General features: G+C 37.4%; 21 protein-coding genes. 16 read left to right on the forward strand and 5 right to left on the reverse strand.

Going from position 1 to position 24460, the window contains the following annotated elements:
• Positions 1 to 194: 194 nt before the first annotated feature.
• Together R4Z10_RS03200 and glsA are read right to left on the reverse strand one after the other, a co-directional pair.
• Positions 195 to 695 (reverse strand): CBO0543 family protein, encoded by a 501-nt coding sequence (locus R4Z10_RS03200; protein ID WP_338471793.1) that lies wholly within the window; start codon positions 693 to 695, stop codon positions 195 to 197.
• Between the two features lie 166 nt (positions 696 to 861).
• On the reverse strand, positions 862 to 1791 hold the full coding sequence (glsA, locus tag R4Z10_RS03205; protein WP_338473151.1) for a glutaminase A: 930 nt from the start codon (positions 1789 to 1791) through the stop codon (positions 862 to 864).
• A 193-nt stretch (positions 1792 to 1984) separates the two neighbouring features.
• Here glsA and R4Z10_RS03210 point away from each other — a divergent pair, with 193 nt between their 5' ends.
• From R4Z10_RS03210 to R4Z10_RS03270, 13 genes are all read left to right on the forward strand, one after another.
• Positions 1985 to 3178 (forward strand): MFS transporter, encoded by a 1194-nt coding sequence (locus tag R4Z10_RS03210; RefSeq protein ID WP_338471794.1) that lies wholly within the window; start codon positions 1985 to 1987, stop codon positions 3176 to 3178.
• A 97-nt stretch (positions 3179 to 3275) separates the two neighbouring features.
• On the forward strand, positions 3276 to 3638 hold the full coding sequence (flaG, locus tag R4Z10_RS03215) for a flagellar protein FlaG (protein WP_338471795.1): 363 nt from the start codon (positions 3276 to 3278) through the stop codon (positions 3636 to 3638).
• A gap of 273 nt (positions 3639 to 3911) precedes the next feature.
• Complete coding sequence (gene raiA, locus R4Z10_RS03220) at positions 3912 to 4469, forward strand: ribosome-associated translation inhibitor RaiA (protein ID WP_338471796.1); 558 nt, start codon at positions 3912 to 3914, stop codon at positions 4467 to 4469.
• Between the two features lie 312 nt (positions 4470 to 4781).
• Positions 4782 to 7292, forward strand: a complete 2511-nt coding sequence (secA, locus tag R4Z10_RS03225) for a preprotein translocase subunit SecA (RefSeq protein WP_338471797.1) — start codon at positions 4782 to 4784, stop codon at positions 7290 to 7292.
• 155 nt (positions 7293 to 7447) lie between these two features.
• Positions 7448 to 8549 (forward strand): peptide chain release factor 2 gene (gene prfB / locus R4Z10_RS03230; RefSeq protein ID WP_338471798.1). Its coding sequence is split into 2 segments (ribosomal slippage): positions 7448 to 7519 and positions 7521 to 8549, totalling 1101 coding nucleotides; the frame shifts between segments, so codons are not numbered across the junction.
• Between the two features lie 144 nt (positions 8550 to 8693).
• A complete protein-coding gene (gene cccB / locus R4Z10_RS03235) occupies positions 8694 to 9008 on the forward strand; it encodes a cytochrome c551 (protein WP_338471799.1) in 315 nt (104 codons plus the stop codon).
• Positions 9009 to 9419: 411 nt separating this feature from the next.
• Positions 9420 to 10106, forward strand: coding sequence for a cell division ATP-binding protein FtsE (ftsE, locus tag R4Z10_RS03240; protein ID WP_338471800.1), 687 nt, complete (start codon positions 9420 to 9422; stop codon positions 10104 to 10106).
• Complete coding sequence (ftsX, locus tag R4Z10_RS03245) at positions 10096 to 10989, forward strand: permease-like cell division protein FtsX (protein WP_338471801.1); 894 nt, start codon at positions 10096 to 10098, stop codon at positions 10987 to 10989. Before ftsE ends, ftsX begins: the two co-directional genes overlap by 11 nt.
• Positions 10990 to 11163: 174 nt before the next feature.
• Complete coding sequence (locus tag R4Z10_RS03250) at positions 11164 to 12615, forward strand: peptidoglycan DD-metalloendopeptidase family protein (protein ID WP_338471802.1); 1452 nt, start codon at positions 11164 to 11166, stop codon at positions 12613 to 12615.
• Between the two features lie 311 nt (positions 12616 to 12926).
• On the forward strand, positions 12927 to 14378 hold the full coding sequence (locus R4Z10_RS03255) for a S41 family peptidase (RefSeq protein WP_338471803.1): 1452 nt from the start codon (positions 12927 to 12929) through the stop codon (positions 14376 to 14378).
• 134 nt (positions 14379 to 14512) lie between these two features.
• The gene (locus R4Z10_RS03260; RefSeq protein WP_338473152.1) at positions 14513 to 15706 is read left to right on the forward strand and encodes a PDZ domain-containing protein; all 1194 of its coding nucleotides are present in this window, start codon (positions 14513 to 14515) and stop codon (positions 15704 to 15706) included.
• A 168-nt stretch (positions 15707 to 15874) separates the two neighbouring features.
• Positions 15875 to 17347, forward strand: coding sequence for an MDR family MFS transporter (locus R4Z10_RS03265; protein WP_338471804.1), 1473 nt, complete (start codon positions 15875 to 15877; stop codon positions 17345 to 17347).
• A 208-nt stretch (positions 17348 to 17555) separates the two neighbouring features.
• Positions 17556 to 18425: a cation diffusion facilitator family transporter gene (locus R4Z10_RS03270; protein ID WP_338471805.1), complete on the forward strand. Its 870-nt coding sequence runs from the start codon at positions 17556 to 17558 to the stop codon at positions 18423 to 18425.
• Between the two features lie 510 nt (positions 18426 to 18935).
• Here the strand turns inward: R4Z10_RS03270 and R4Z10_RS03275 are convergent.
• On the reverse strand, positions 18936 to 19253 hold the full coding sequence (locus R4Z10_RS03275) for a hypothetical protein (RefSeq protein WP_338471806.1): 318 nt from the start codon (positions 19251 to 19253) through the stop codon (positions 18936 to 18938).
• Positions 19254 to 19347: 94 nt separating this feature from the next.
• The gene (locus tag R4Z10_RS03280) at positions 19348 to 20214 is read right to left on the reverse strand and encodes a cation diffusion facilitator family transporter (RefSeq protein ID WP_338471807.1); all 867 of its coding nucleotides are present in this window, start codon (positions 20212 to 20214) and stop codon (positions 19348 to 19350) included.
• A 300-nt stretch (positions 20215 to 20514) separates the two neighbouring features.
• On the opposite strand from R4Z10_RS03280, the gene R4Z10_RS03285 reads away from it, so the two are divergent.
• Complete coding sequence (locus R4Z10_RS03285) at positions 20515 to 21435, forward strand: cation diffusion facilitator family transporter (protein WP_338471808.1); 921 nt, start codon at positions 20515 to 20517, stop codon at positions 21433 to 21435.
• Here R4Z10_RS03285 and R4Z10_RS03290 read toward each other — a convergent pair.
• Complete coding sequence (locus tag R4Z10_RS03290) at positions 21432 to 21746, reverse strand: metalloregulator ArsR/SmtB family transcription factor (protein WP_338471809.1); 315 nt, start codon at positions 21744 to 21746, stop codon at positions 21432 to 21434. The two genes, R4Z10_RS03285 and R4Z10_RS03290, sit on opposite strands and share 4 nt — an antisense overlap.
• Positions 21747 to 21947: 201 nt before the next feature.
• Between R4Z10_RS03290 and R4Z10_RS03295 the strand changes: the two genes are divergently transcribed.
• Together R4Z10_RS03295 and uvrB are read left to right on the forward strand one after the other, a co-directional pair.
• Entirely contained in the window at positions 21948 to 22190 is a 243-nt protein-coding gene (locus R4Z10_RS03295; protein WP_338471810.1) for a CsbA family protein, read from the forward strand.
• A gap of 288 nt (positions 22191 to 22478) precedes the next feature.
• The gene (uvrB, locus tag R4Z10_RS03300) at positions 22479 to 24458 is read left to right on the forward strand and encodes an excinuclease ABC subunit UvrB (RefSeq protein ID WP_338471811.1); all 1980 of its coding nucleotides are present in this window, start codon (positions 22479 to 22481) and stop codon (positions 24456 to 24458) included.
• Positions 24459 to 24460: the final 2 nt, after the last annotated feature.

Genomic DNA, 24460 nt, shown 5'->3' on the forward strand with positions numbered 1-24460 from the left:
GTTCCACTTTCTTATTAGATTCATAATCCAACTGATATTATTAACCTTCTGATTAAAATTATGTATTGATTTGTTGAGTTAGTTAATTCTTTTTAATATGTTATCTTGAAAGTATGATCATCGATAAATAAAATAGGAAGAGACCGAATCCATTTTATGGTTCAGTCTATTTCTGTATTACTAAAGTGTAAGGATTATAAATCCCTTGTTGTTACTGCTTTGTTATTGATTATACGAATAATAGCTATGATTGACCGACAAATTAAAAATTTACCCGCCATAGCAAAAAAAGAATGATACCATGACCAACCCCTTCGCCAGTGTATTAGATTTGTTTTTTTGGCAGCCATTGTTTCAAAAATGATTTGGGGAATAATAAATGGAAATAATTTTAATAAAATTCCTTTTAAATTACTATTTAAAGTCCATTGATTATAGTAGAGCAGCGCTAACGGATAATGAACTAAATCAAAGGGCAGATGGATTGAAAAAATTTTCGGCATAGGTCTGATTTTGTACTTCAAATATCCTCTAGTAACAAGATAATGATCAGCCAATGAGTTACCAAGTACGCTAACTAAATAGACAATGATCCAGTCTTTAAAGGAACGCTTAACTATGGCAAAGGGTAACAAAAGAATTCCGATTAAAGTAATTATCAATAAAAATGTTTTATCCCCTTTTTGACTACGCATAATGTTCACCTCTATTTAAATTATTCATGATCTAACTCCATAGGTATCTAACTGGAGCACAATGAGTATTTCCTGTTCAATCATAAACACAAAAAAGAAAATTAAATTATCAGCAGTTATAGAAGGTCAGTACCAGCCGCTGTATCCGGCCGGTGCCTGGACTTTTCTAAAACATGCTTAAACGATACTTTTTGGATAGTAGTTCCAATAATTTAATTCCTGCAATGCTGTTTCCTTTTTCATCTAGAGCGGGTCCAAATATGCCTATCCCAAATTTTCCTGGCACTGCTCCCATAATACCTCCCGATACTCCGCTTTTTGCTGGAATCCCAATTTTTATGGCAAACTCCCCAGATGCATCATACATGCCACATGTAACCATAAATGTTTTACAAATCCTGGCAACATCTACGGGTATTATAACCTTGCCACTTGAGGGATCGACTCCGTCCATCGCAAGTACTAATCCAATTCTAGCTAAATCTAGGCAGTTCATTTCAATCGCGCACTGCCTAGTATAAAGGCCGAGTAATTGTTCGATATCCTCATTAATTAGTCCATGTTGTTTTAAAAAATATCCTAAAGACCTGTTCAAATAAGCCGTTTCGAATTCAGATTGGGCTACATTTGTACTGTATCCAATCTTACGGTTATCAGCGATGTCATGAATAAAATTTAGCAGGCGCTGAAACCTTTCTTCTACGTTATTTCCCTTAATCATATGGGTCACCACCAAGGCTCCAGCATTAATCATCGGATTTAAGGGCTTGGCCACATTTGCCCTTTCCAATCTGGCAATTGAATTAAAGGGATCGCCTGTGGGCTCCATTCCAACACGATCAAATACATATTGGTAACCTCTATCCATTAGTACTAAAGCCAAACTTATGACCTTTGAAACACTTTGCAAAGTAATTTTACGTTCGACATCTCCTGCAGAAATGCAGTTACCATCAGGATAATGAATGGCAATAGATAAATCATTGCCATTTGCCTTGCCGAGTTCAGGGATATAATCTGCTACCTTACCGAGCGAAGCCACTTTCCTTGCATCATTTACGAGAGTATCCAACTCCTCATTTGATTTACAAAACATATACATCACCATTATTAGTATGGATCAAACAAGGTTTCTTGCCTCATACCATTTTATGGGAGGTCCCCCCTCCCTAATTTTTAGAGGCATCTGACATCTGCCATTTTATGGAGAATAAACCTTGACATCTTATAAAAAAATAATTGCATTATGCTATAGTAAAAAAGTGTTACTGAAAGGAGATACATTTATAGTGGAAAACTCAATAGTGAAGAAAAAATCTCTATATAATTATGTGCTTATTATTGGAATTATTTTTGTGGCATTTAATTTAAGGCCTGCAATTACCTCAATTGGTCCGGTCGTTGGGCTTATTCAAGAAGATATGGGTTTAGCACATTGGAGTGTGAGTTTGTTAACGAGTTTGCCGCTGATCGCCTTTGCGGTCATTTCTCCGATAACTCCTAAAATGGCCACATGGTTATCAAATGAGAGAACTTTATTAGTTGGATTGATCTTAATTCTAATTGGGATTGTGATTCGCACGGCTACATCCATTTATATCCTTTTCTTTGGGACATTTTTAATCGGAAGTGGCATTGCAATTTGTAATGTTTTATTACCTGTTGTTATTAAAGACAAATTTCCCTTGAAATTCGGATTAATGACAAGTGTATACTCGACAGCAATGGGTTTAATGGCATCAGTTGCCTCAGGGGTAACGGTTCCCTTAATTAGCGGAATGAACGTTGGCTGGCAAACAGCACTGCTCGTTTGGGGAATTCCTGCGATCTTAGCTGTTTTACTTTGGGGTTATTTATCGAAAAATAACAAGAAGCAGTCCTTTGAAGTTAAGAGAATTCCACCAGTGACGAACATTTGGCGCTCACTCCTTGCTTGGCAAATCGCTCTTTTTATGGGATGTCAGTCGTTATTATTTTATGTCACGATTACATGGCTTCCAGAAATCTTGCGAAATCTTGGGGCTAGCTTAGCAACTGCTGGGTGGCTGCTATCTTTTACACAGCTAATAGGATTGCCGATCGGATTTATCGTACCTGTTCTTGCTAGCCGCTTTCGAGAGCAAAAAGGACTTGCGATTATTTTAGGCCTCTCAAGTGTTTCTGGTTTTAGTGGTTTATTGTTATTTGGGACTAATGATTTTCTAATGATGGTTAGTATCGTTTTAATTGGTATAGGCTTAGGTGGAACATTCCCGCTAGGATTGGCTTTTTTAGGATTACGAAGTCAAAATGCAAGGCAAGCAGCTCAATTATCAGGAATGGCCCAATCTATAGGGTATATTTTAGCGGCAGTTGGTCCGATTTTAATTGGATCAATATATGATTTTACTCAAACATGGACAGTCCCACTGATTACATTAGTCATTGTCGGTTTTATAATCATTTTATTTGGGGTTGGAGCTGGACGAAATCGTTTTGTATAGACAATCTTCAACTCTATTATTATATTTTCTGTTAAGTATACGATCATTTTGCCGATATAAAGAATAAGCGAATGATCGTATAAAGGGCGTGTGGATAATGATCGAAAGAATTCATAATCAAAATTTTAATCATTTGGCAAAAGTAACAGAAGTAGAGAAAGTAACCCGGTCGAAAAAGGTGGAGGAAGTATTAACTAAGCCTGACCAGCCAACTCCCCAAGAAGCCGCTAAATTTGATAAGGAAAAAATACAAGAAGTTGTTAAAGGGATCAATGACTTTTTATCTCCTATTAATACTTCAATTAAATTTGTTTTGCATGAAAAATTAAATGATTATTACATAAAGGTCATAGACGAAAAAACGAATGAGGTTATTAAAGAAATCCCTTCCAAAAAGCTATTGGATATGTATGCAAATATGATGGATTATGTTGGGTTGCTTGTAGATAAAAAGATTTAAGCGAAAGAAAAGAGAACTTAAAGACTAGCAAAAACAATGATTTCGAAATTCATTGTACTGTCAACTAGTTTATCGCCACCTTCTTATTTGTCAATAATTCGACATATTTTGAAAAGTTTTGATGATTTAGCAGGAGAATTGAGGGGTAAAATAGAAATGTAAAGATATAGGATTTTAAGATAAACAACGGGAAATAAGTTAAATGGCAAAGGGTAAATAACCTTATCCAAACACTTGTATCTCGTTTGAACAAAGAAAAGGAGGAGTTCACTTATGAACTACAACATTCGTGGTGAAAACATTGAGGTAACTCCAGCAATTAGAGAGTATGTTGAGAAAAAGATCAGCAAGTTAGCGCGATACTTCACAGAAACTCCAAATGCTAGTGTTAATGTCAATTTAAAAGTTTACAACGATAAAAAAGCGAAAGTTGAAGTAACAATTCCAATACCGCAATTAGTTTTACGTGCTGAGGAAACTCACAATGATATGTATGCAGCAATCGATTTGATTACAGATAAATTAGAACGTCAAATCCGTAAGTACAAAACAAAAGTAAACCGCAAAGCTCGCGAAAAAGGTAGAATCAGTGAACTATTTGTAAATAATGTTCCTGAACATCCAGAGGATCCGGTTGTGGAAGAAGAAACGGATTTAGAAGTTGTCCGTCAAAAAAGCTTTGATTTAAAGCCGATGGACAGTGAAGAAGCGATCCTACAAATGAATATGTTAGGTCACAATTTCTACGTATATACTAACGCTGAAACGAACCGTACAAATGTAGTTTACAAACGTAAAGATGGACGTTACGGTCTAATTGAAACACAGTAAGTATTTAACATATGAACGCAGCTCTTTAATAGGGCTGCGTTTTACACATTATTTTTAATAACGAGTTCAAAAATCATCGTTTTTGATTAAAGTCTCCAATAAGCTTAATAACATACCTCCTTATCATTAAAATCTCCTCAAGGCCTCACTTTAACAAGTTGTCACTGATTTATGGAAGTGTTATGATTATAAAGGAAAAAATGTGATAAACTATCAAGTATTTGAAGCAGAAAAAGTATCTCTTTGTATGAATTGTAGAACGTTAACATTTAAGTGAAAATAGATCTTGATTCAAAATAAAGGAGCGTTTGTATGGCAGGGATTTTAAGTAAAGTGTTTGATCCAAATAAGCGGGAGATTAAACGCTTAGCGAAAATGGCAGAGCAAATCGATGCACTTGCCTCCGATATGGAGAGACTTTCCGATGATGAATTAAGAGGGAAAACGGAAGAATTTAAGTCTCGTTATCAAAAGGGTGAAACGGTTGATGACTTATTAATTGAAGCTTTTGCTGTTGTTCGTGAAGGCGCAAAACGGGTATTAGGCATGTATCCATATCCTGTTCAATTAATGGGAGGCATTTCCTTGCACGAAGGGAATATATCCGAAATGAAAACGGGGGAAGGGAAAACCTTAACCTCAACGATGCCCGTTTATTTAAATGCATTAACTGGCAAAGGTGTTCATGTAGTAACCGTCAATGAATACCTAGCTAGCCGTGATGCCAGTGAAATGGGGCAACTCTATACATTCCTTGGTTTAACCGTTGGACTGAATGTAAACAGTTTGACAAAAGAAGAAAAACAAGAAGCATATGCATGTGATGTTACATATAGCACAAATAATGAGCTGGGATTCGATTACTTACGAGATAACATGGTTCTTTACAATGAACAAAAGGTCCAACGTCCATTGTACTATGCTGTAATCGATGAGGTTGACTCCATTTTAATTGATGAGGCTCGTACACCGTTGATCATATCCGGTTCAGCACAAAAGTCTACACAACTCTATATTCAGGCTAACGCTTTTGTCAATACGTTAAAAAGGGAAGAAGATTATACGTATGATGAAAAGACAAAAGGAGTTCAATTAACTGAATCCGGCATGACGAAAGCAGAACGTGCTTTTGGAATTGATAATCTTTTTGATCTCAGCCATGTAACCTTGAATCATCATATTATTCAAGCGTTAAAAGCACATGCAAGTATGCATCGCGATGTGGATTACGTTGTACAAGATGGGGAAATTGTAATTGTTGACCAATTTACAGGGCGTTTAATGAAAGGCCGTCGATACAGTGAAGGATTGCACCAGGCAATTGAAGCAAAGGAAGCTTTAGAAATCCAGAATGAAAGCATGACTCTTGCAACAATAACGTTTCAAAACTATTTCCGGATGTATGAGAAATTAGCAGGAATGACAGGTACAGCAAAAACAGAAGAAGAAGAATTTCGCAATATTTATAATATGAATGTCGTTATGATTCCAACGAATAAACCGATTATTCGTGACGACCGCCCAGATTTAATCTATGCGACAATGGATGGTAAATTCAGGGCAGTAGTTGAAGATATTGCCGAACGAAATAAAAAAGGGCAGCCCATATTAGTCGGTACGGTTGCGATTGAAACATCGGAAATTATTTCTAAATATTTAACGAAGAAAGGCATTCGCCACAATGTTTTGAATGCAAAAAACCATGAACGTGAAGCTGAAATCATTGCAGAAGCAGGTCAACAGGGATCTGTCACCATTGCGACGAATATGGCTGGACGTGGTACTGACATCAAGCTTGGTCAAGGTGTAAAAGAAGTTGGTGGTCTTGCAGTAATTGGAACGGAGCGCCATGAAAGTAGACGGATTGATAACCAGTTGCGTGGACGTTCTGGACGACAAGGGGATCCAGGGGTGACACAATTCTATCTTTCCATGGAAGACGAGTTAATGCGCCGATTTGGTTCTGATAATATGAAAAATATGATGTCCAAGCTCGGGATGGATGATACGCAGCCAATCCAAAGTAAAATGGTCTCCAGAGCCGTTGAATCTGCACAAAAACGTGTAGAAGGCAATAACTTTGATGCACGAAAACGTTTATTGGAATATGATGATGTGCTTCGTCAACAACGTGAAATCATTTATGCCCAGCGTAATGACGTTTTAGAATCAGAGAATTTACGCGGTATTGTTGAATCGATGTTGCTTTCTTCTGTACAGCGTAATGTTACTGCACATATGGCCGGAGATACAGAGCAAAGGGATTACCTAAGCCTTATCGATTATATTCAAGGAAATCTTCTTCAGGAAGGGGAAATAACTGTAGAAGATATTCGTGGAAAAGATGCTGAAGGAATTACCGATACCATCATGGCAAAGGTAATGGAGCACTATAATACGAAAGAAGAACAACTAAGCGAAGAACAAATGCGGGAATTTGAAAAAGTAATTGTCTTACGTGCGGTTGATTCCAAATGGATGGATCACATTGATATGATGGATCAACTTCGTCAAGGAATCCATTTGCGGGCTTATGGTCAAATTAATCCCCTACGTGAATACCAGCAAGAAGGATTCGCTATGTTTGAGGCAATGGTTGAAGCTATTGAAGATGATGTAGCAAAATACATTATGAAAGCAGAAATTCGCCAGAATCTTCAACGTGAAGAAGTGGCAAAAGGCCAGGCTGTGAATCCTAAAGAGGATGGCGGTCAAGTGAAGAAAAAACCAGTTGTAAAGCAAGTTCAAATTGGACGTAATGATCCATGCCCGTGCGGAAGTGGAAAAAAGTATAAAAATTGCCACGGGGCAGCAGGTAATTAACGGATTAATGAAAAGGACAAAATAAAATGGTTTTGTCCTTTTCAGCGCCAGAAAAATAAATTTACGTTCTTAGAAAATACTAATATTATTATAGTAGTAATAAGAAGATTCTATGATAAGGGTTCTAAAATTTATATATATGAAGGGGAATGAGTATGGAATTAGCAGAAGTCCGAAATGAGTTAGAAACTACAGCTAAAAAGTTAGCTGAATTTAGGGGGTCCCTTTGACTTAGACAACAAAGAAGCCCGAATTGCTGAGCTTGATGAAGAAATGCTTCAACCAGAGTTTTGGAATGATCAGCAGAAGGCACAAGGTGTTATTAATGAATCGAATGCTCTAAAAGATCAAGTGAATGAGTTCAAAGAGCTGTTCGATATCTTTGAAAACTTGGAGATCACTTATGAATTAGTAAAAGAAGAAGACGATCAAGATTTGCGAAATGATCTTGAAGCCGAGCTTGAGGAATTGACTGGTCGCTTAAGTCAATTTGAACTACAACTTCTTTTAAGTGATCCTTACGATAAAAATGATGCCATTTTGGAATTGCATCCAGGTGCTGGAGGTACTGAATCACAAGACTTTGGTTCCATCTTGCTGCGAATGTACACACGATGGGCAGAGAAGAAAGGTTTTAAAATAGAGACATTGGATTATTTACCTGGGGAAGAGGCCGGGGTTAAAAGTGTAACCCTTGCGATTAGAGGTCATAATGCCTATGGTTATTTGAAAGCCGAAAAAGGAGTACATCGACTTGTTCGGATCTCACCGTTTGATTCATCGGGACGCCGTCATACATCCTTTGTTTCCTGTGATGTCATGCCAGAATTTAATGATGACATCGATATAGAAGTGCGCACAGAAGACATAAAGGTTGATACGTACCGTGCAAGCGGTGCAGGGGGACAGCATATCAATAAAACAGAGTCAGCAGTTCGGATTACTCATATCCCAACAGGAGTAGTCGTTGCCTGTCAATCCGAACGTTCCCAGATCAAAAACCGGGAAACAGCTATGAAGATGTTAAAGTCAAAGCTTTACCAATTAGAGGTTGAGAAGAAAGAAGAACAACTGGCGGAAATTCGTGGGGAGCAAAAGGAGATTGGCTGGGGAAGTCAAATCCGTTCCTATGTTTTTCATCCCTATTCCATGGTCAAAGACCATCGTACCAATGTGGAATCAGGAAACGTTAATGCCGTAGTAGATGGAGAAATCGACGAATTCATCGATGCTTATCTACGTTCACGTATCTCATAAAACAGCAAGAGTGCCAAGGACTTTCTATTTTGAAAGGTTCCTGGCACTCTTTGTGATATTTTGGAATATTAAAAACGATCTTAATATTATTATTATGGTATAATGTAGCTAGTAAAGAAAGTACTGTTGAAAGGGGGAGACTTTATGCGGGGGAAATTAGTTAGTTTGCTAATGGGAGCATCACTCGTATTGGCTGCTTGCGGAGGGAACGAAGAGACATCAGGAGATACCGTCTCAGCTGGAGATCCAGAGAAAATTTACACTCAAAAATGCTCTTCTTGCCATGGCGTAGAACTAAAAGGACAAGGACATTTTCCGGACATTAGTACAGTAGGAGCTAGATTTTCTCAGGAGGAGATTGAGAATGTCATTCTAGAAGGTAAAGGGGCAATGCCGCCTCGGTTAATCAAAGGAGAAGAAGCGTCCGCTGTAGCAGAATGGTTAGCAAGTAAAAAATAATTAAGAATCTGACTCACTATGCTAGTTACTAATATGCCTATAAAGGTAACGCTCTATTCGGTGAGTCAGTTAAAATCAAACCTTACTTTAATATTATCTATCATTATTTAAAACTTCATTTAATTTCCTCTATACTACAAATCTTTATTATTTTCCACCAATTCAGCAATAATTGCCAAACTTACTATTTTTCATAGAAAAAGCGGTATATTTCACTATTATTACGGATTTATTGATTTCAGTAACTTGTTTTTAGCGAAATTGAAAAGAAACTGTAATATATTATGGGGTATTCATAGCAAAATATGATGTTATAATGGGAAGTGTGGAAAATAGCAAAGTTTTTGCTGGTTTTTGTCGAGGCTGACAATCTATTAATTTCCAAAAACACAAAAAACATTGGGTGATAACATGATTGAAATGCAAGATGTTTATAAGAAATACCCGAATGGTGTTGTTGCTGTTAATGGCATCACTGTACACATCAAGCAGGGAGAATTCGTCTATGTCGTCGGCCCAAGTGGTGCCGGAAAATCCACTTTTATTAAGATGATTTATCGTGAGGAATCGCCGACAAAAGGCGTTGTTAAAATAAATGGGGTTGACTTAACTACATTGAAGGAAAAGAAAGTACCTTTATTAAGGCGTCAAATTGGCGTTATTTTCCAAGACTTTAAGTTACTTCCTTCACTAACAGTTTTCGAAAATGTCGCTTTTGCCCTAGAGGTAATTGAAGAGCATCCCGACCAAATCAAAAAGAAGGTCATGCAAACACTCGAGCTAGTGGGGATAAAGCATAAAGCACGTATGTTTCCTGATGAACTTTCAGGAGGAGAGCAACAGCGTGTATCCATTGCGAGATCCATCGTTAATTCACCAAAGGTAGTAATTGCGGATGAGCCAACAGGTAACCTTGACCCTGATACATCATGGGATATAATGAATATCTTTGAGGAAATCAACACAAGAGGGACAACCGTTGTAATGGCGACTCACAATAAACAGATCGTGGACACGATCAAACACCGAGTAATTGCCATTGAATCGGGCCAGATTGTCCGTGACGAACAGAGGGGTGATTACGGGTATGAAGGCTAGAACTCTTAGGCGGCATGTAAGGGAAAGTTTTAAAAGTTTAGGAAGAAATGGATGGATGACATTTGCATCCGTAAGTGCGGTTACGATCACACTCCTTTTAGTAGGCGTATTTTTGGTGATTATGATGAATTTAAATCATATGGCAAATAACATTGAAAATGATGTTGAAATCCGTGTTCATATTGATGTTGCGGCGACAGATGAGGAACAAAAAGCACTAGCTGCTCAGATTGGGAATTTGGATCGTGTTGATTCAGTTGCCTATTCACCGAAAGAAGACGAGTTAAATCAGTTAATGTCCAGCATGGGAGAAGAGGGTGAAGCTTTTGCCATGTTCGAACAGGACAACCCTCTGAACGACGTATTAGTAGTTAAAACAATCGAACCACAGGACATTGCTTCGGTTTCCGAGCAAATTGAAAAGATGGACTTTGCTTCTAAAGTTAAATATGGGCAAGGTAGCGTTGAGAAAATATTCGAAGCAACAAATACAGGACGTATCATTGGAGCTATTTTAATTATTGGACTCTTATTCACAGCGATGTTTCTAATTTCTAATACTATCAAAATTACAATTTTTGCTAGAAGAAAAGAAATTGAGATTATGAAACTTGTTGGTGCTACAAATGGATTTATTAGATGGCCATTTTTCTTAGAAGGTCTAACACTTGGTATACTAGGATCAATCATACCAATTGTTACCGTCGGTGTTACGTACTATTACTCACATGATTTGATATCACAAAAGCTTGCTGGGGATTTCCTGCAACTACTTCCATTTAATCCAGTTGTTTATCAAGTATCGGTTGTATTAATTTTAATGGGTGCTGTTATTGGAGTATGGGGAAGCTTAATGTCCGTACGTAAGTTTTTAAAAATATAAAAAAAGAATAGATTTGGCACCAATGAGTGGTTTATATCATTGGTGCTCAGCTTTATTTGGAACATTATTTAACCAGGATACATAGAAATTTAAGTTGGTATTTTCAGATTTTTATAGATATCATCTATGAAAAAGAAGAGCTAGCTAGGGATTTACAGACAGGAGGAACAATTTTTGAAGAAAACATTTGTTACATTGTCTATGGTGGCTACAATTGGCTTAGGAACGATATTTACAGGTGCACCTGCTTCGGCAGACACACTAGGCGAGTTAAATCGACAAAATAATGAAATTCAAGGGCAGAAATCGCAAGTAAATCAGCAGTTAAATCAAACAACAGAAAAAATTGGCGAGATTCAGGCAGAGCAAAATCTAATAACTAATGAGATAAAACGAATTGAATCAGAAATAAATGATACGAATGCCCAAATTGCTGAAAAAAATCAGCAAATTGAAGATAAAAATAGAGAAATAGAACAATTAAAAATAGAAATAGAAGAACTCAAGAATCGTATTGAGGCTCGTAATGAGGTGTTAAAAGACAGGGCTCGTGCTTATCAAGAAGGTGGCGGGTTTGTTAATTACCTTGAGGTTATCGTCGGTGCTCAAAGCTTTAGTGACTTTATCGACCGTATGAGTGCGGTAGCGACAATTGTAGAGGCTGATCAAACCATTTTAAGAGAGCATAATAATGATAAGCTTGAGCTAGAAGAAAAGCAGGCAGCTGTTGAACAAGACTTAGCTCAATTGACGAAAATGCAGCAGGAATTAGAATCCTTAAAATCTACTTTGAGCGGCCAACAGGAAGAACAAGAGAATTTAATGGCATTGCTTGAACAAGAAAAAGCAGAAGCGATTGATATGCAAATTAGTTTAGAAGATGAAAGAGCAGCTCTAGTAAACCAAGAAGCAGCCATTCAAAAGGCGATTGAATTAGAAAAGCAAAAACAGGCAGAGTTGAAAAGACAACAGGAAGAAGCAGAGCGAAAGCAGCGAGAAGAAGCGGCTAGAAAGCAACAAGAGGAAGCTGCTAGACAACAACAAGAGGAAGCTGCTAGACAACAACAGCAGCAACAGCAAACTCAACAGCAACAACCAAAACAGGAACAACCAAAACAGGAACAACCAAAACAATCACCACAACCTACAACAACTACTAAGGCAGCAGAATCGAATAATCGAAGCAGTGAAAATACGGCTGTGAAGGTTTCATCAAGAAACTTTATTCATCCTGCGCAAGGGTATGTTTCATCTGGTTTTGGCTATCGTACTCATCCAGTTACAGGTCAGCGTTCATCATTTCATTATGGAATAGACATTGCTAAAGCAGGTAATGTTCCTATCGTAGCAGCTGCTGATGGTGTAGTTACTTATGCTGGCTCAATGGGTAGTTATGGAAATGTGATTATCATTACCCATTCAATTAACGGGAAAACATATGAAACGCTCTATGCTCATTTAAGAAGCATTGGTGTAGGTTCATTACAAACCGTTTCTCAAGGACAATTTATTGGGTATATGGGAACAACTGGTAGATCTACTGGGCAGCATTTACATTTTGAAGTGCACAACGGAAAGTGGAATGGCAGCAGATCAAATGCGATAAATCCATTGAGTGTTCTGTAATTACAGAGATAGGTTTATAGGACGGTTTAAAAAGGAAGAGTGCGACTCTTCCTTTTTTTTGCGTCTTTTTCCAATAATAAAATCCTCATAACTCGTCCATCATCGCATATATTGAACTAGGGGAAATGTGGACAAGTGCTTATAAAAGTTAGAAAACATAGTTAACCTCAACAGGCAAATGGGATGTGCTTTTGGAAATGTGGGAAATCTCGATGTAAATTCTCTGGTTAGACTTTTGGTACGATCTTTTACAAAAGTCTAATCACCTACAAATACGGACAGGTTCATAGCAAATAGAGAGGAAGATGAGGATGAACCGAAAATGGATAGCACTGCTCATGACTGGTTCCCTGCTAACAGGAGCAGGAGGTACATATGCAGTGACAACATGGTTACCAGATAAACAAGAAGATGTAGTTGAAAATGAACAAGCAACTCCTGGAACAGATCGTTCTTTAAATGAGAATAATCTCGAAAAAATGGCTAAAGCCTTTCAATTGATTAAAGGAAATTATGTGGAAGAAGTAGAGGATGAGCAGTTGGTTGAAGGGGCAATTCAAGGGATGCTTACCACATTAGACGATCCTTACTCAGTATATATGAATAAGGAAAAGGCTGAGCAGTTTAATCAAGCATTAGACTCTTCATTTGAAGGAATTGGGGCCGAAATTAGTGTAGTAGAGGGAAAAATAGTTATTGTCTCTCCATTCAAAGAATCTCCAGCAGAAAAGGCAGGAATAAAGCCAAATGATCAAATTGTAAAAATAAATGGGGAAAGTATAGAGGGGTTGGATTTATATGAAACAACGGTAAAAATTCGTGGGAAAAAAGGGACAATTGTTAAGTTAGAACTATTGAGACAAGGAGTTAAAGATCCAATTACAGTCAATGTCAAACGTGATGAAATTCCACAAGTCACGGTCTATTCAAACGTAAAAGAAGAATATGGCAAGCCAATTGGCTATATCGAAATTACTTCTTTTTCAAAAGAAACGGCTTCAGAGTTTAAAAAGCAATTGAAAGAACTAGAAAAGAAGGAGGTTGAGGGGCTAGTTATTGATGTACGAGGAAATCCTGGAGGGCTGTTAGAAAGTGTTGAAGATATTCTAAAAGAATTTGTATCAAAGGATAAGCCTTATTTACAAATTGAAAAGCGAAATGGAGAGCGGGACCCATTTTATACTACATTAGACAAAGAAAAACCTTATCCGGTTGCAGTTTTAATTGATAAAGGGAGTGCTTCCGCCTCGGAAATTTTGGCAGGGGCTATGCAAGAGGCGGAGGGGTATACATTAATCGGTGAGTCTACTTTTGGAAAAGGAACTGTGCAACAGGCGGTACCAATGGGGGATGGCAGTAATATAAAGTTAACCTTATTCAAATGGCTCACACCAAATGGAAATTGGATCCATCAAAAAGGAATCAAACCAGATGTCGTTGTGAAGCAGACGGATCTTTTCCATACCCATCCGATACAGCTGACAGACCCATTAGAAAAGGATATGAATAATGAGCAAGTTAAAAACGCTCAAGAAATTTTAAAAGGCCTCGGTTATGAGCCTGGCAGAACGGATGGCTATTTCAGTGAAAGCACTGAAACAACGGTCAAGGCATTCCAGCAGGAAGAGGGTTTGAATGTAAACGGAAAAATTGATGAAAAAACGGCAGCTAAACTTGAACAAGCCGTTATCGATGAACTCAAAAAGGAAAGGAACGACATTCAACTTCAAGCAGCAATAAAATATATTGCTCAACAAAAATAAGAGTGAGAGGCACCTTCCAACTTTTGAAAGGTGCTTCTCACTCTTTTCCTTCATTTACTGTATACTATTAATTTGGTAGAATAATCTTAATAGATTATTGAAATAGTAGATTGAATTTTGAAGGATAGAGGTTGGTGGCAGGCTTGGCTCTTGAAGGGGTTTTTGCGTTATTAAGAGGATTGGGAAAAATATTTCTTAATCCAGTGTTTTATTATATATTTATTCTTGCTATTGTACTTGGAATTTCACGGGTAAAGAGAGAACGAAGTGAGTTCCATGTTCGAGCAGAAAATGCTTTTTATGAATTTAAGCAGGTCATTCCGTTAGGTTTGGTCATAGGGCTCGTTCTATCCATAATCATGGTGATCATTGGAGTCGTGATTCCGATTGAGTTTATTATATTTGTTGCCCTGTTTACGTTTATCCTAAGCTTTATTGGGCATACACGCTGGCTTACTTCGGTTTACACTGTTGGTTTAGCCTTTTTCGCCACGTTGTTTCTTTTAAGTAAAGATTGGGAGTTACCTCTTATAAGAAGTCAGACACCAGAATGGAATGCGAGTCTTCTAGCACCTATGGCTATTGTCGTTTGCTTATTGGTGATTGCGGAGGGCATTCTTATATTTAAAAATGGGAAGAACGGAACGTCTCCTAAAATGATAAAAAGCAAAAGGGGATTAAGGGTCGGGATTCATGAGGTAAAAAGAATTTGGATGCTTCCCCTGTTATTATTTATTCCAGGAGAATCTATCACTCCTCCATTTGAATGGTGGCCGGTTTTTTCGATTGGGAGTGAAACGTATTCGTTTATCCTTGTTCCATTTGCAATAGGTTTTTATCAGCAAATCCATAGTATGCTGCCAGAATCATTAGTTGAGTTGTTTGGTAAAAAAGTAATTAAACTTGGAATGATACTAACCGTTCTATCAGTGGTCGTATATTGGTATCCACTCTTTTCAATTATTGTAGTCGCTCTTGCTATTATTGGTAGGGAATGGTTGTCATTAGTTCACCGCCTTGGAGAAGAAAATCGCCCGCTTTATTTTTCAAGAAAGCAACATGGCGTAATGATTCTTGGAATTATCCCACACTCTCCTGCCGAAAGAATGGGGCTTAAAACAGGTGAGCTCATAATGAAGGTTAATGGGATTGGGGTTAATAGTGAAGCTACTTTCTATGATGCATTAGAGAAAAATCGTGCTCATTGTAAATTGGAAGTTCTAGATGTGAATGATCAAATTCGTTATGTCCAAAAAGCCCTTTATGAAGGGGACCCATTTAAATTAGGGATTATCTTTGTATTAGATGATAAGATGGCAAAAGAATAATCATTTTGTAAAAAAGGCGAATCTAATTTCGCCTTTTTTACATGCCTAAACCATTATGGTAATGCAATTGTATAGTTCTCTTTTGAACAATGTAATATTGTGACTGATTCCTAGATGATTTAAAAAGATGGAATATTAAAAGTATTCATGTTACATTATTTTCAATGCATGAACCAATTTTACATTAAAGGGGACAAAATTTTGAAAGAAATATCTTTTAATCGTAGAGTAATAGTCGGTGTTTTATTGGCGGCCGCCTTTGTAGCTTTATTGAATCAAACCCTGTTGATTGTTGCGATTCCGCCAATTATGGGGGAATTTGGGATTGACCCGAATCAAGCTCAATGGGTGACGACTGGGTTTATGTTAATGAATGGAATCATGATACCGATCACAGCATTTCTGATCGAAAAATTTAGTAGTAAAGCTCTTTTAATTTTCGCCATTGCGATTTTCAGTCTTGGCACATTCATGGGAGCGGTAGCACCTAACTTTGGTATTCTGTTAACTGCCAGAATCATCCAGGCCATGGGAGCAGGGATTCTAATGCCTCTTATGCAAACTGTAATGATGACAGTTTATCCGCCAGAGAAGCGGGGAGCTGCTATGGGAATGGGTGGGTTAGTCATTGGTTTTGCACCAGCTATTGGACCCACTTTATCTGGATGGATCATTGATCACTTTACTTGGAGACATTTATTTTACACCGTATTGCCCTTTACGATAATTGTGCTTGTTTTAGCAATCTTTTTAATGAAAAATGTTACTCAACAGAAAGTGGTAAAGGTTGATATTCTTTCAGTGGTTTTATCGTCTTTTGGCTGGGGAGGATTACTGTATGGCTTCAGTATGGTTGGTTCCGCAGGTTGGGAAAGTCCATTTGTAATTGCTTCCATCCTTATTGGAGGAGTCACCCTTACTTTATTTATTAGAAGACAGAACCAGTTAGAAAATCCAATGCTTAACTTTAAGGTGTTTCAATATAGAGAGTTTACGATCACAACCATTTTAGGTGCTCTTATGTTTGCACTATTAATAGGTATAGAAACACTCTTACCTTTGTATATACAAAATGTAAGAGAGGGATCGGCATTACAGTCGGGAATGATCCTGTTACCTGGTGCGATTATAACCGGGGCAATGTCACCGATAGCGGGTAGAATGTATGATAGATTTGGAGCCAGAGGGATGGCGATTATTGGATTTTCTGCTACGTTAGCGGCAACAATTTTATATATGAATATTGCTATCGAAACGAGTATTCCATTTATTGCGGTTATTTTCGCGTTAAAAATGTTAGGGTTTTCACTGCTCATGACTCCGTTAATGACGTCGGGCATTAATGCTTTGCCATTTGGATTGATTGCCCATGGAACCGCAATGAATAATACGATTCGTATGATTGGGGGATCCATTGGAACCGCACTCCTCATTTCTGTCATGAGTATGTCTAGTAAAGTTTCTGCTTCGGCAGATGAGGCGCTTTCGATGTTAGATGGCATCCAAACGGCTTTTATTGTTGCAGCAATGATGGCTTTAACAGGATTAATCATTTCGTTTTTTCTTACAAAAAAATCGAATCAATTGAGTTCGCGTGATGTTGTTGATGGAAATCTTGAGGTTGATTCGGACATAACCTAAGTTAACGTCCTCAAGTTAGGTATGATTAATGAAAGGATTATGACCTAACTTGAGTGAATGTTAATGAGGTGGTGTAAAAAATGTTTCCTTGGAGAAACATTTTTGTATTTAGGTAAATTAGTTCCCTGCAGGTAAAAAGGTTTCTCTAGACCCACTAGAGCTTCATATACCATAATAAAGGTGAGAGAGGGAAAAGTGGGGATATAAAATGGAAGAGCGAGCATATCTAGATTTAAAAAGGGGAGAACGTGGAGCGATTATAAGTATTGTCGCTTATATTTGTTTATCTATTCTGAAGTTAATTGTAGGAGTTCTTACAGACTCTGAAGCATTAAAAGCGGATGGTTTAAATAATGCCACAGATATTATTTCCTCTGTAGCGGTATTAGTCGGATTAAGATTATCCCAGCGACCTGCTGATGATGATCATCCGTATGGTCATTGGAAGGCAGAAAACGTTGCCTCATTGATTGCATCTTTTATAATGATGGTTGTGGGGATTCAAGTTGTTTTAGATGCGGTTACAAATATTTTTGCTAGAAGCCATGAAATACCAGATATTGTCGCTGCTTGGACCGGTCTTTTTAGTGCGTTCATTATGTATTTTGTTTATCGATATAATAAAAAACTAGCAAGTGAAATTAATAGTCAATCAGTCATGGCTGCAGCAAAGGATAATTTATCAGATGCTTGGGTCAGTATTGGTGCAACAGTCGGAATTATTGGGGCGCAATTTCAATTACCATGGATTGATCCGTTGGCAGCAATGATTGTTGGCTTTATGATATGTAAAACGGCATGGGACATCTTTCGCGAGGCTACCCATTCGCTAACGGATGGATTTGATGAAAAAGAAATCCAAGCCTATAAAGAAACGATAGAGAGAACATATGGAGTGAAAGGAATTAAAGACATCAAGGCAAGAAGTTATGGAAACAATGTTGTCGTTGACGTTGTTATTCTAGTCAATTCTAATTTAGACTTAAAAACTGCCCATGATATTGCAACCAAAGTCGAAGATGACCTTATAAAAGAATATAAGGTGTATGATGTTCATGTTCATGTTGAACCTAATTGAAAAATGTTCTCAATATAAAAAAGTCTGGTAACATTTAAGGATTCTCCATTTAATCCTTGAACAATACCAGACTTTTTTATATAATTTTAGCTTAACAACCTTTGTTTCGTTTCTGACTGTACAATTGCTTTTATGGTTATGAGTCTATTACTGCATTTACAAATTAAACTATGTTTGAGCTTTTTTATTTGTGAACCGCATTTTTGGCAGATCTTTTTTTTCATGCTTAAAAACTCCTTATTTTTATAAATCGTTGAAAAAGCTTAAGATGAGTGCAATATAATAATATTTATAAAAATAAAATCTATACTTATTTATAATTATTATAAAATAAAAACCTGACTATGTCAAAGCCAATTTTAGAAATAATCGAGAAATGACAAGATAAAGATTAAACAAAAAGAGATTAACAATGATATTGGATTATCAATTGTTAATCTCTTTATATATTCTTGAAAGTTAGATTATGACCTTAAGGAAATGAATTTTTAAGAATCAACTCTACCGGCTCTAGTAATAATATGGAAATGGAAAAATAAATGGAAATGCAAACACTGTAAATGGGTAGCGCCTGCGGAGGAATCTACGGTATCTTCTTCTTCTTCCATAACCACCATAACCGTAAAGTCTTTCATCACCATCCACATCTTCGGGGACTAACATTGTCACACCATCATCATCGACATCCTCAATGATCCCTTCAACTTGAGTTCCATCGGCCATTTGTCCAATAACATGATAATTCATATACTGCCAACATTTGTTTTGCATGTCATTAGGATTAAATCCCGGTTGATCTCCTGAATTTGGTGGAAAATGATTATTCATATGGATCCCTCCCTTTACAAATTATGTTTTGCAAAGGAGAATATTCCCAGAAATAGGGGAGGATGAAATATAAAACGAATCCTTAAAAATCAGTTTAATGCAATTGTGGCTCTATATGAATATGGGAATGATTGATTTGATGGGTTTCAGACAGGCGTTCCTCCACATGCTCAGCAATTTGGTGCCCCTCAATCACTGTTAACGTTGGTTCAACAAAGATGGTGGCATCGACAATCGGCTGGTTTCCATGTAATCGGGCTTTAATGTCCTTTACCAATTTTACACCTGGTGTTGAACGAATAGTTTCCTCAATATCCTTTAACTTTTCAACTTCAAATGCATCGGTTAAATCAAGAGCCGCATCTCTAAAAATTCCCCACGCTGTTTTACAAATCATAAAACCTACAATAAAGGCAGCTAATGGGTCTAACCAGCCAATTCCAAAATAAGCCCCGATAATTCCAATCATGGCGCCAATACTAACTAGAGCGTCTGAACGATTATCTTGGGCAGCAGAATAAAGAGACTTACTGTTAATTTTTCTAGCTAACTTTACGTTAAAAAGGTAGACCCCATACATAAAGAGCGCTGAAAATAGAGCAACAAATGCAGTGATAATACTTGGACTTGTCTCGCTTGGATTTAATACAGATTGTACGGAACCAATAATCACTTGAATACCTACAGAGATCATAATAAAAGCAGCCACAAGTGATGCAATTGTTTCTGCCCTCGAATGACCATAACGGTGATTTTCATCAGGCGGCTTTTGTGAAATTTTTAGTCCAATCAAAACAGCCACTGAGGCAATAATATCGGTTAAATTATTTAATCCGTCTGCGCGTAATGCTTCAGAATTTCCTATGTAACTTACGAAAATCTTAACTCCTGATAAAATAATATAAGCTGATATACTTAGCCAAGCACCACGTTCGGCTTTTTTATATTGGGAGTTGTTCATATGTCCCTCCTAGATGCTTAACAATCTTTCACTTCCTTATTATTTATTGCGAAAATGGAAATATACCTTGGGGAAAATTGGTAGAATAGCAAAAGAAAGATTCGTTCTAGAAAAGGAAAAAATATAAAAGTAAAAATAGTACAAGCCATGATCGTTTTTCATTGAACTTTATTACCCTATCCCTCATAATATATATGAATATCCATTCATATTTACCTCAATAAAGTTATCGACAGGTACAGAAGATCTAGATTTTAATAATATGGAATAAAATATAAAATTAAGAAAGTAGGGGTCATTATGGGGCACCATCACCACGGACATCATCATGGACATTCACACGGTCATTCCGCAAATAAAAAAGCACTCCTCTTGTCTTTTCTGTTAATTTCAACCTTTATGGTTATCGAAGTGATCGGAGGTTTACTCACAAATAGTTTGGCTTTACTTGCGGACGCTGGGCATATGTTAAGTGATGCTGCCTCTTTAGGACTAAGTTTTTTCGCTCTTAAGCTCGGTGAAAAAGCTGCATCACACTCGAAAACTTTTGGGTATAAACGGTTTGAAATTATTGCTGCTGCTATTAATGGGATGACATTAATTCTAATTTCACTGTTTATTTTAGTCGAAGCCGTTCAGCGTTTTTCAAATCCGCCCGAAATTCAAAGCACAGGGATGTTGATTATTTCTGTTATTGGTCTTGTAGTCAATATTATAGCCGCCTGGATTTTAATGAGTGGCGATAAAGAGGATAATTTAAATGTTAGAAGTGCTTTTCTACATGTAATCGGCGATATGTTGGGATCTGTAGGGGCAATAACAGCGGCCTTACTGATGATTTTCTTTGGATGGGGATGGGCGGACCCGGTAGCCAGCTTAATTGTCGCTGTTCTTATTAGTATTAGTGGCTATCGAGTAACAAAGGATTCATTCCATATTTTAATGGAAGGAACACCACATCATATTCAGTTAAATGAAGTGAAGGCGACACTAGGAAAAATCGAACATGTTGAAGAAGTCCATGATCTTCATATTTGGTCAATTACATCAGGAGTGTTCATGCTGAGTTGTCACCTATCGATTAATGAAAAGGGCCTTCATGATCAAGTGCTGGAGCAGGCGCAAAAAGTTCTCCATGATGATTTTGGGATTGAGCATAGTACCCTCCAAGTAGAAAGGTATGACATCGGCTGTCCAAACCCACATTTAGGATGTAATTAATGGCGGGCATGTTCGATGGTTTGTTTTAAAATATCCATTACATGTTCGTCATCACAAGTATAGAAGACAGTTGTACCTTCACGTCTAAATTTAACAAGCCGAAGATTTTTCAAAAATCGAAGTTGGTGGGAAACGGTTGACTGTAGTAACCCAAGGCTTTCGGCAATATCATTCACTGAATGCTCACCTGAAAATAATAAATGGAGAATTCGTATTCGAGTTGGTTCCGATAAGGCTTTAAACGTTTGTGAAACAATAAAGAGAGTCTCTTCATCTAAATCATTAGAAGGAGATTCTTTATCTTTTTCCATTTGACACACCCCCTTGCCCTTCATTATAGCTAATTTTAGTAAAAATAAAAATCATCGGCTACCCGTAACAGCCCGTGATTTTTTGTTTTTTAAAGCGTTTTTGGTTAAACTCTTTCTTTTGTAATTGTAGAGGATTACACTATAATATACGGTATAATATTCTATAAATGATTGTAATTTTATTAAAGAGGGTGGGAATTAGTGTTTACCAAGTTTGTATTGGCCCTAATTTTACCGGGATTATTAGTTGTGTTTTTTTCAAGAGTAACCTATAGTCGGATCCTTGCTCTCATACTATCGGTTGCTTTAATTGCAGCGTCAGCATATAAAGGGTATACTGACACGTTTCTATTAATTATTGTTGATGCCTTATCTTTAACCGTTGGATTTTGGTACGCTACAAGAATGAAACAAAAAATGAACAAAATAGAAAACCTGTCCTAGGCATAAATATGACAGGTTTTTTAAATTTTATATAAAGTGAAACTTCGGTCAGTCGGGGTCTTACTGCCAGTTAAGCCTGATAAAATGAACTCGTATTATAAGGTAGTTACTTTATGCTCAGTACCTTTATCAACTTTTTCCAACTTTATCCAAATAATTAACAAAAAGGAATGTTTGTTCGATTTTTTGTGGTTAGTATAGAACCAATTGTGGTAGAATGAGGATATTAAATGGACGGCTTATGATTCATACAAAAATTGATGCTAGTCAAAATGGGAGGCATTCATTTTGGACAATAAATTTCAATTAGTTTCTAAGTATTCACCTCAAGGGGATCAACCGAAAGCGATTGAAAAACTCGTAGAAGGTATTAATAGTGGGAAGAAACATCAAACTTTGCTAGGGGCAACAGGAACAGGAAAAACATTTACGGTGTCAAATGTCATTCAACAAGTGAACAAACCGACTCTCGTTCTAGCTCATAACAAAACACTTGCTGGACAATTATATAGTGAATTTAAAGAGTTTTTTCCAAATAATGCGGTCGAATACTTTGTTAGTTATTATGATTACTTTCAACCAGAGGCTTATGTTCCTCAAACCGATACGTTTATTGAAAAAGATGCCAGTATTAACGATGAAATTGATAAATTGCGGCACTCGGCAACATCTGCTCTATTTGAGCGAAATGACGTCATTATTATTGCTTCCGTATCTTGTATTTATGGGTTAGGTTCCCCAGAAGAATATCGTGATCTTGTTCTATCCTTAAGAGTGGGAATGGAAGTGGAGCGTAATCAGCTATTAAGGAAGCTAGTTGATATCCAATATAATCGAAATGATTTGAATTTCATCCGCGGAACTTTCCGTGTGCGCGGTGATGTCGTTGAAATTTTTCCGGCTTCAAGGGATGAACACTGTATTAGAGTAGAGTTCTTTGGCGATGAAATTGATCGGATTAGAGAAGTGGACGCTATCACAGGAGAAATTCTTGGGGAGCGGGAACATGTTGCGATTTACCCAGCATCCCACTTCGTTACACGTGAGGAAAAGATGAGAATAGCAATTGAAAATATTGAAAAGGAACTTGTAGAAAGGTTAGCCCAACTAAAGGCTGAAGATAAACTCTTAGAAGCCCAACGTCTTGAACAACGGACACGTTACGACCTAGAAATGATGCGTGAAATGGGTTTTTGCTCGGGGATTGAAAACTATTCCCGTCATCTTACATTGCGGCCACCTGGTTCGACTCCCTATACATTACTAGATTATTTTCCAGAAGACTTCTTATTAATTGTTGACGAATCTCATGTTTCAATTCCGCAGGTTCGTGGAATGTATAATGGGGACCAAGCGAGAAAACAAGTGCTGGTTGATCATGGCTTTCGGCTGCCGTCTGCTTTGGACAACCGCCCATTAAAGTTTTCAGAGTTTGAAAATCATATTAAACAAATTATCTATGTTTCAGCAACCCCAGGACTATACGAATTGGAGCATGCACCAGACGCGATTGAACAAATTATCCGTCCAACTGGACTTTTAGATCCGATTATTGACATACGACCAATCGAAGGGCAAATTGATGATTTAATCGGAGAAATCAATGAACGAATTGAGAAAAATGAGCGTGTGCTTGTTACAACATTAACGAAGAAAATGTCAGAAGACTTAACGGACTACTTAAAGGAAATTGGCATAAAGGTTCAGTATTTACATTCTGAAGTGAAAACATTAGAACGAACTGAAATTATTCGTGATCTGCGACTAGGAAAATATGACGTTTTAATTGGAATCAACTTGTTGCGGGAGGGACTGGACATTCCAGAAGTCTCACTTGTAGCGATTCTTGATGCAGATAAAGAGGGCTTCTTGCGTTCTGAACGCTCATTAATTCAAACGAGTGGTCGGGCAGCGCGGAATGCGAACGGAAAAGTGATTATGTATGCTGATAAAATGACCCGCTCGATGGAAGTGGCCATTAATGAAACAAAACGACGTAGAGCCATTCAGGAAGAATACAATGAAAAGCATGGCATTATACCAAAAACCATTCAAAAAGATATTCGTGATTTAATCAGGGCAACCCATGCGGCAGAAGACCAAGAGGAATACAACGTTGCGGATCAATTAACGAAATTGTCGAAGCAGGAACGTGAAAAAGTCATTGCTGATATGGAAAAGGAAATGAAGGAAGCGGCCAAGGCGCTGAATTTCGAGCGTGCCGCAGAACTTCGTGATATATTATTTGAATTGAAAGCGGAAGGGTGACG

Origin of the sequence: Niallia sp. XMNu-256 (assembly GCF_036670015.1) — a bacterium.
Classification (GTDB): Bacteria; Bacillota; Bacilli; order Bacillales; family Cytobacillaceae; genus Bacillus_BD.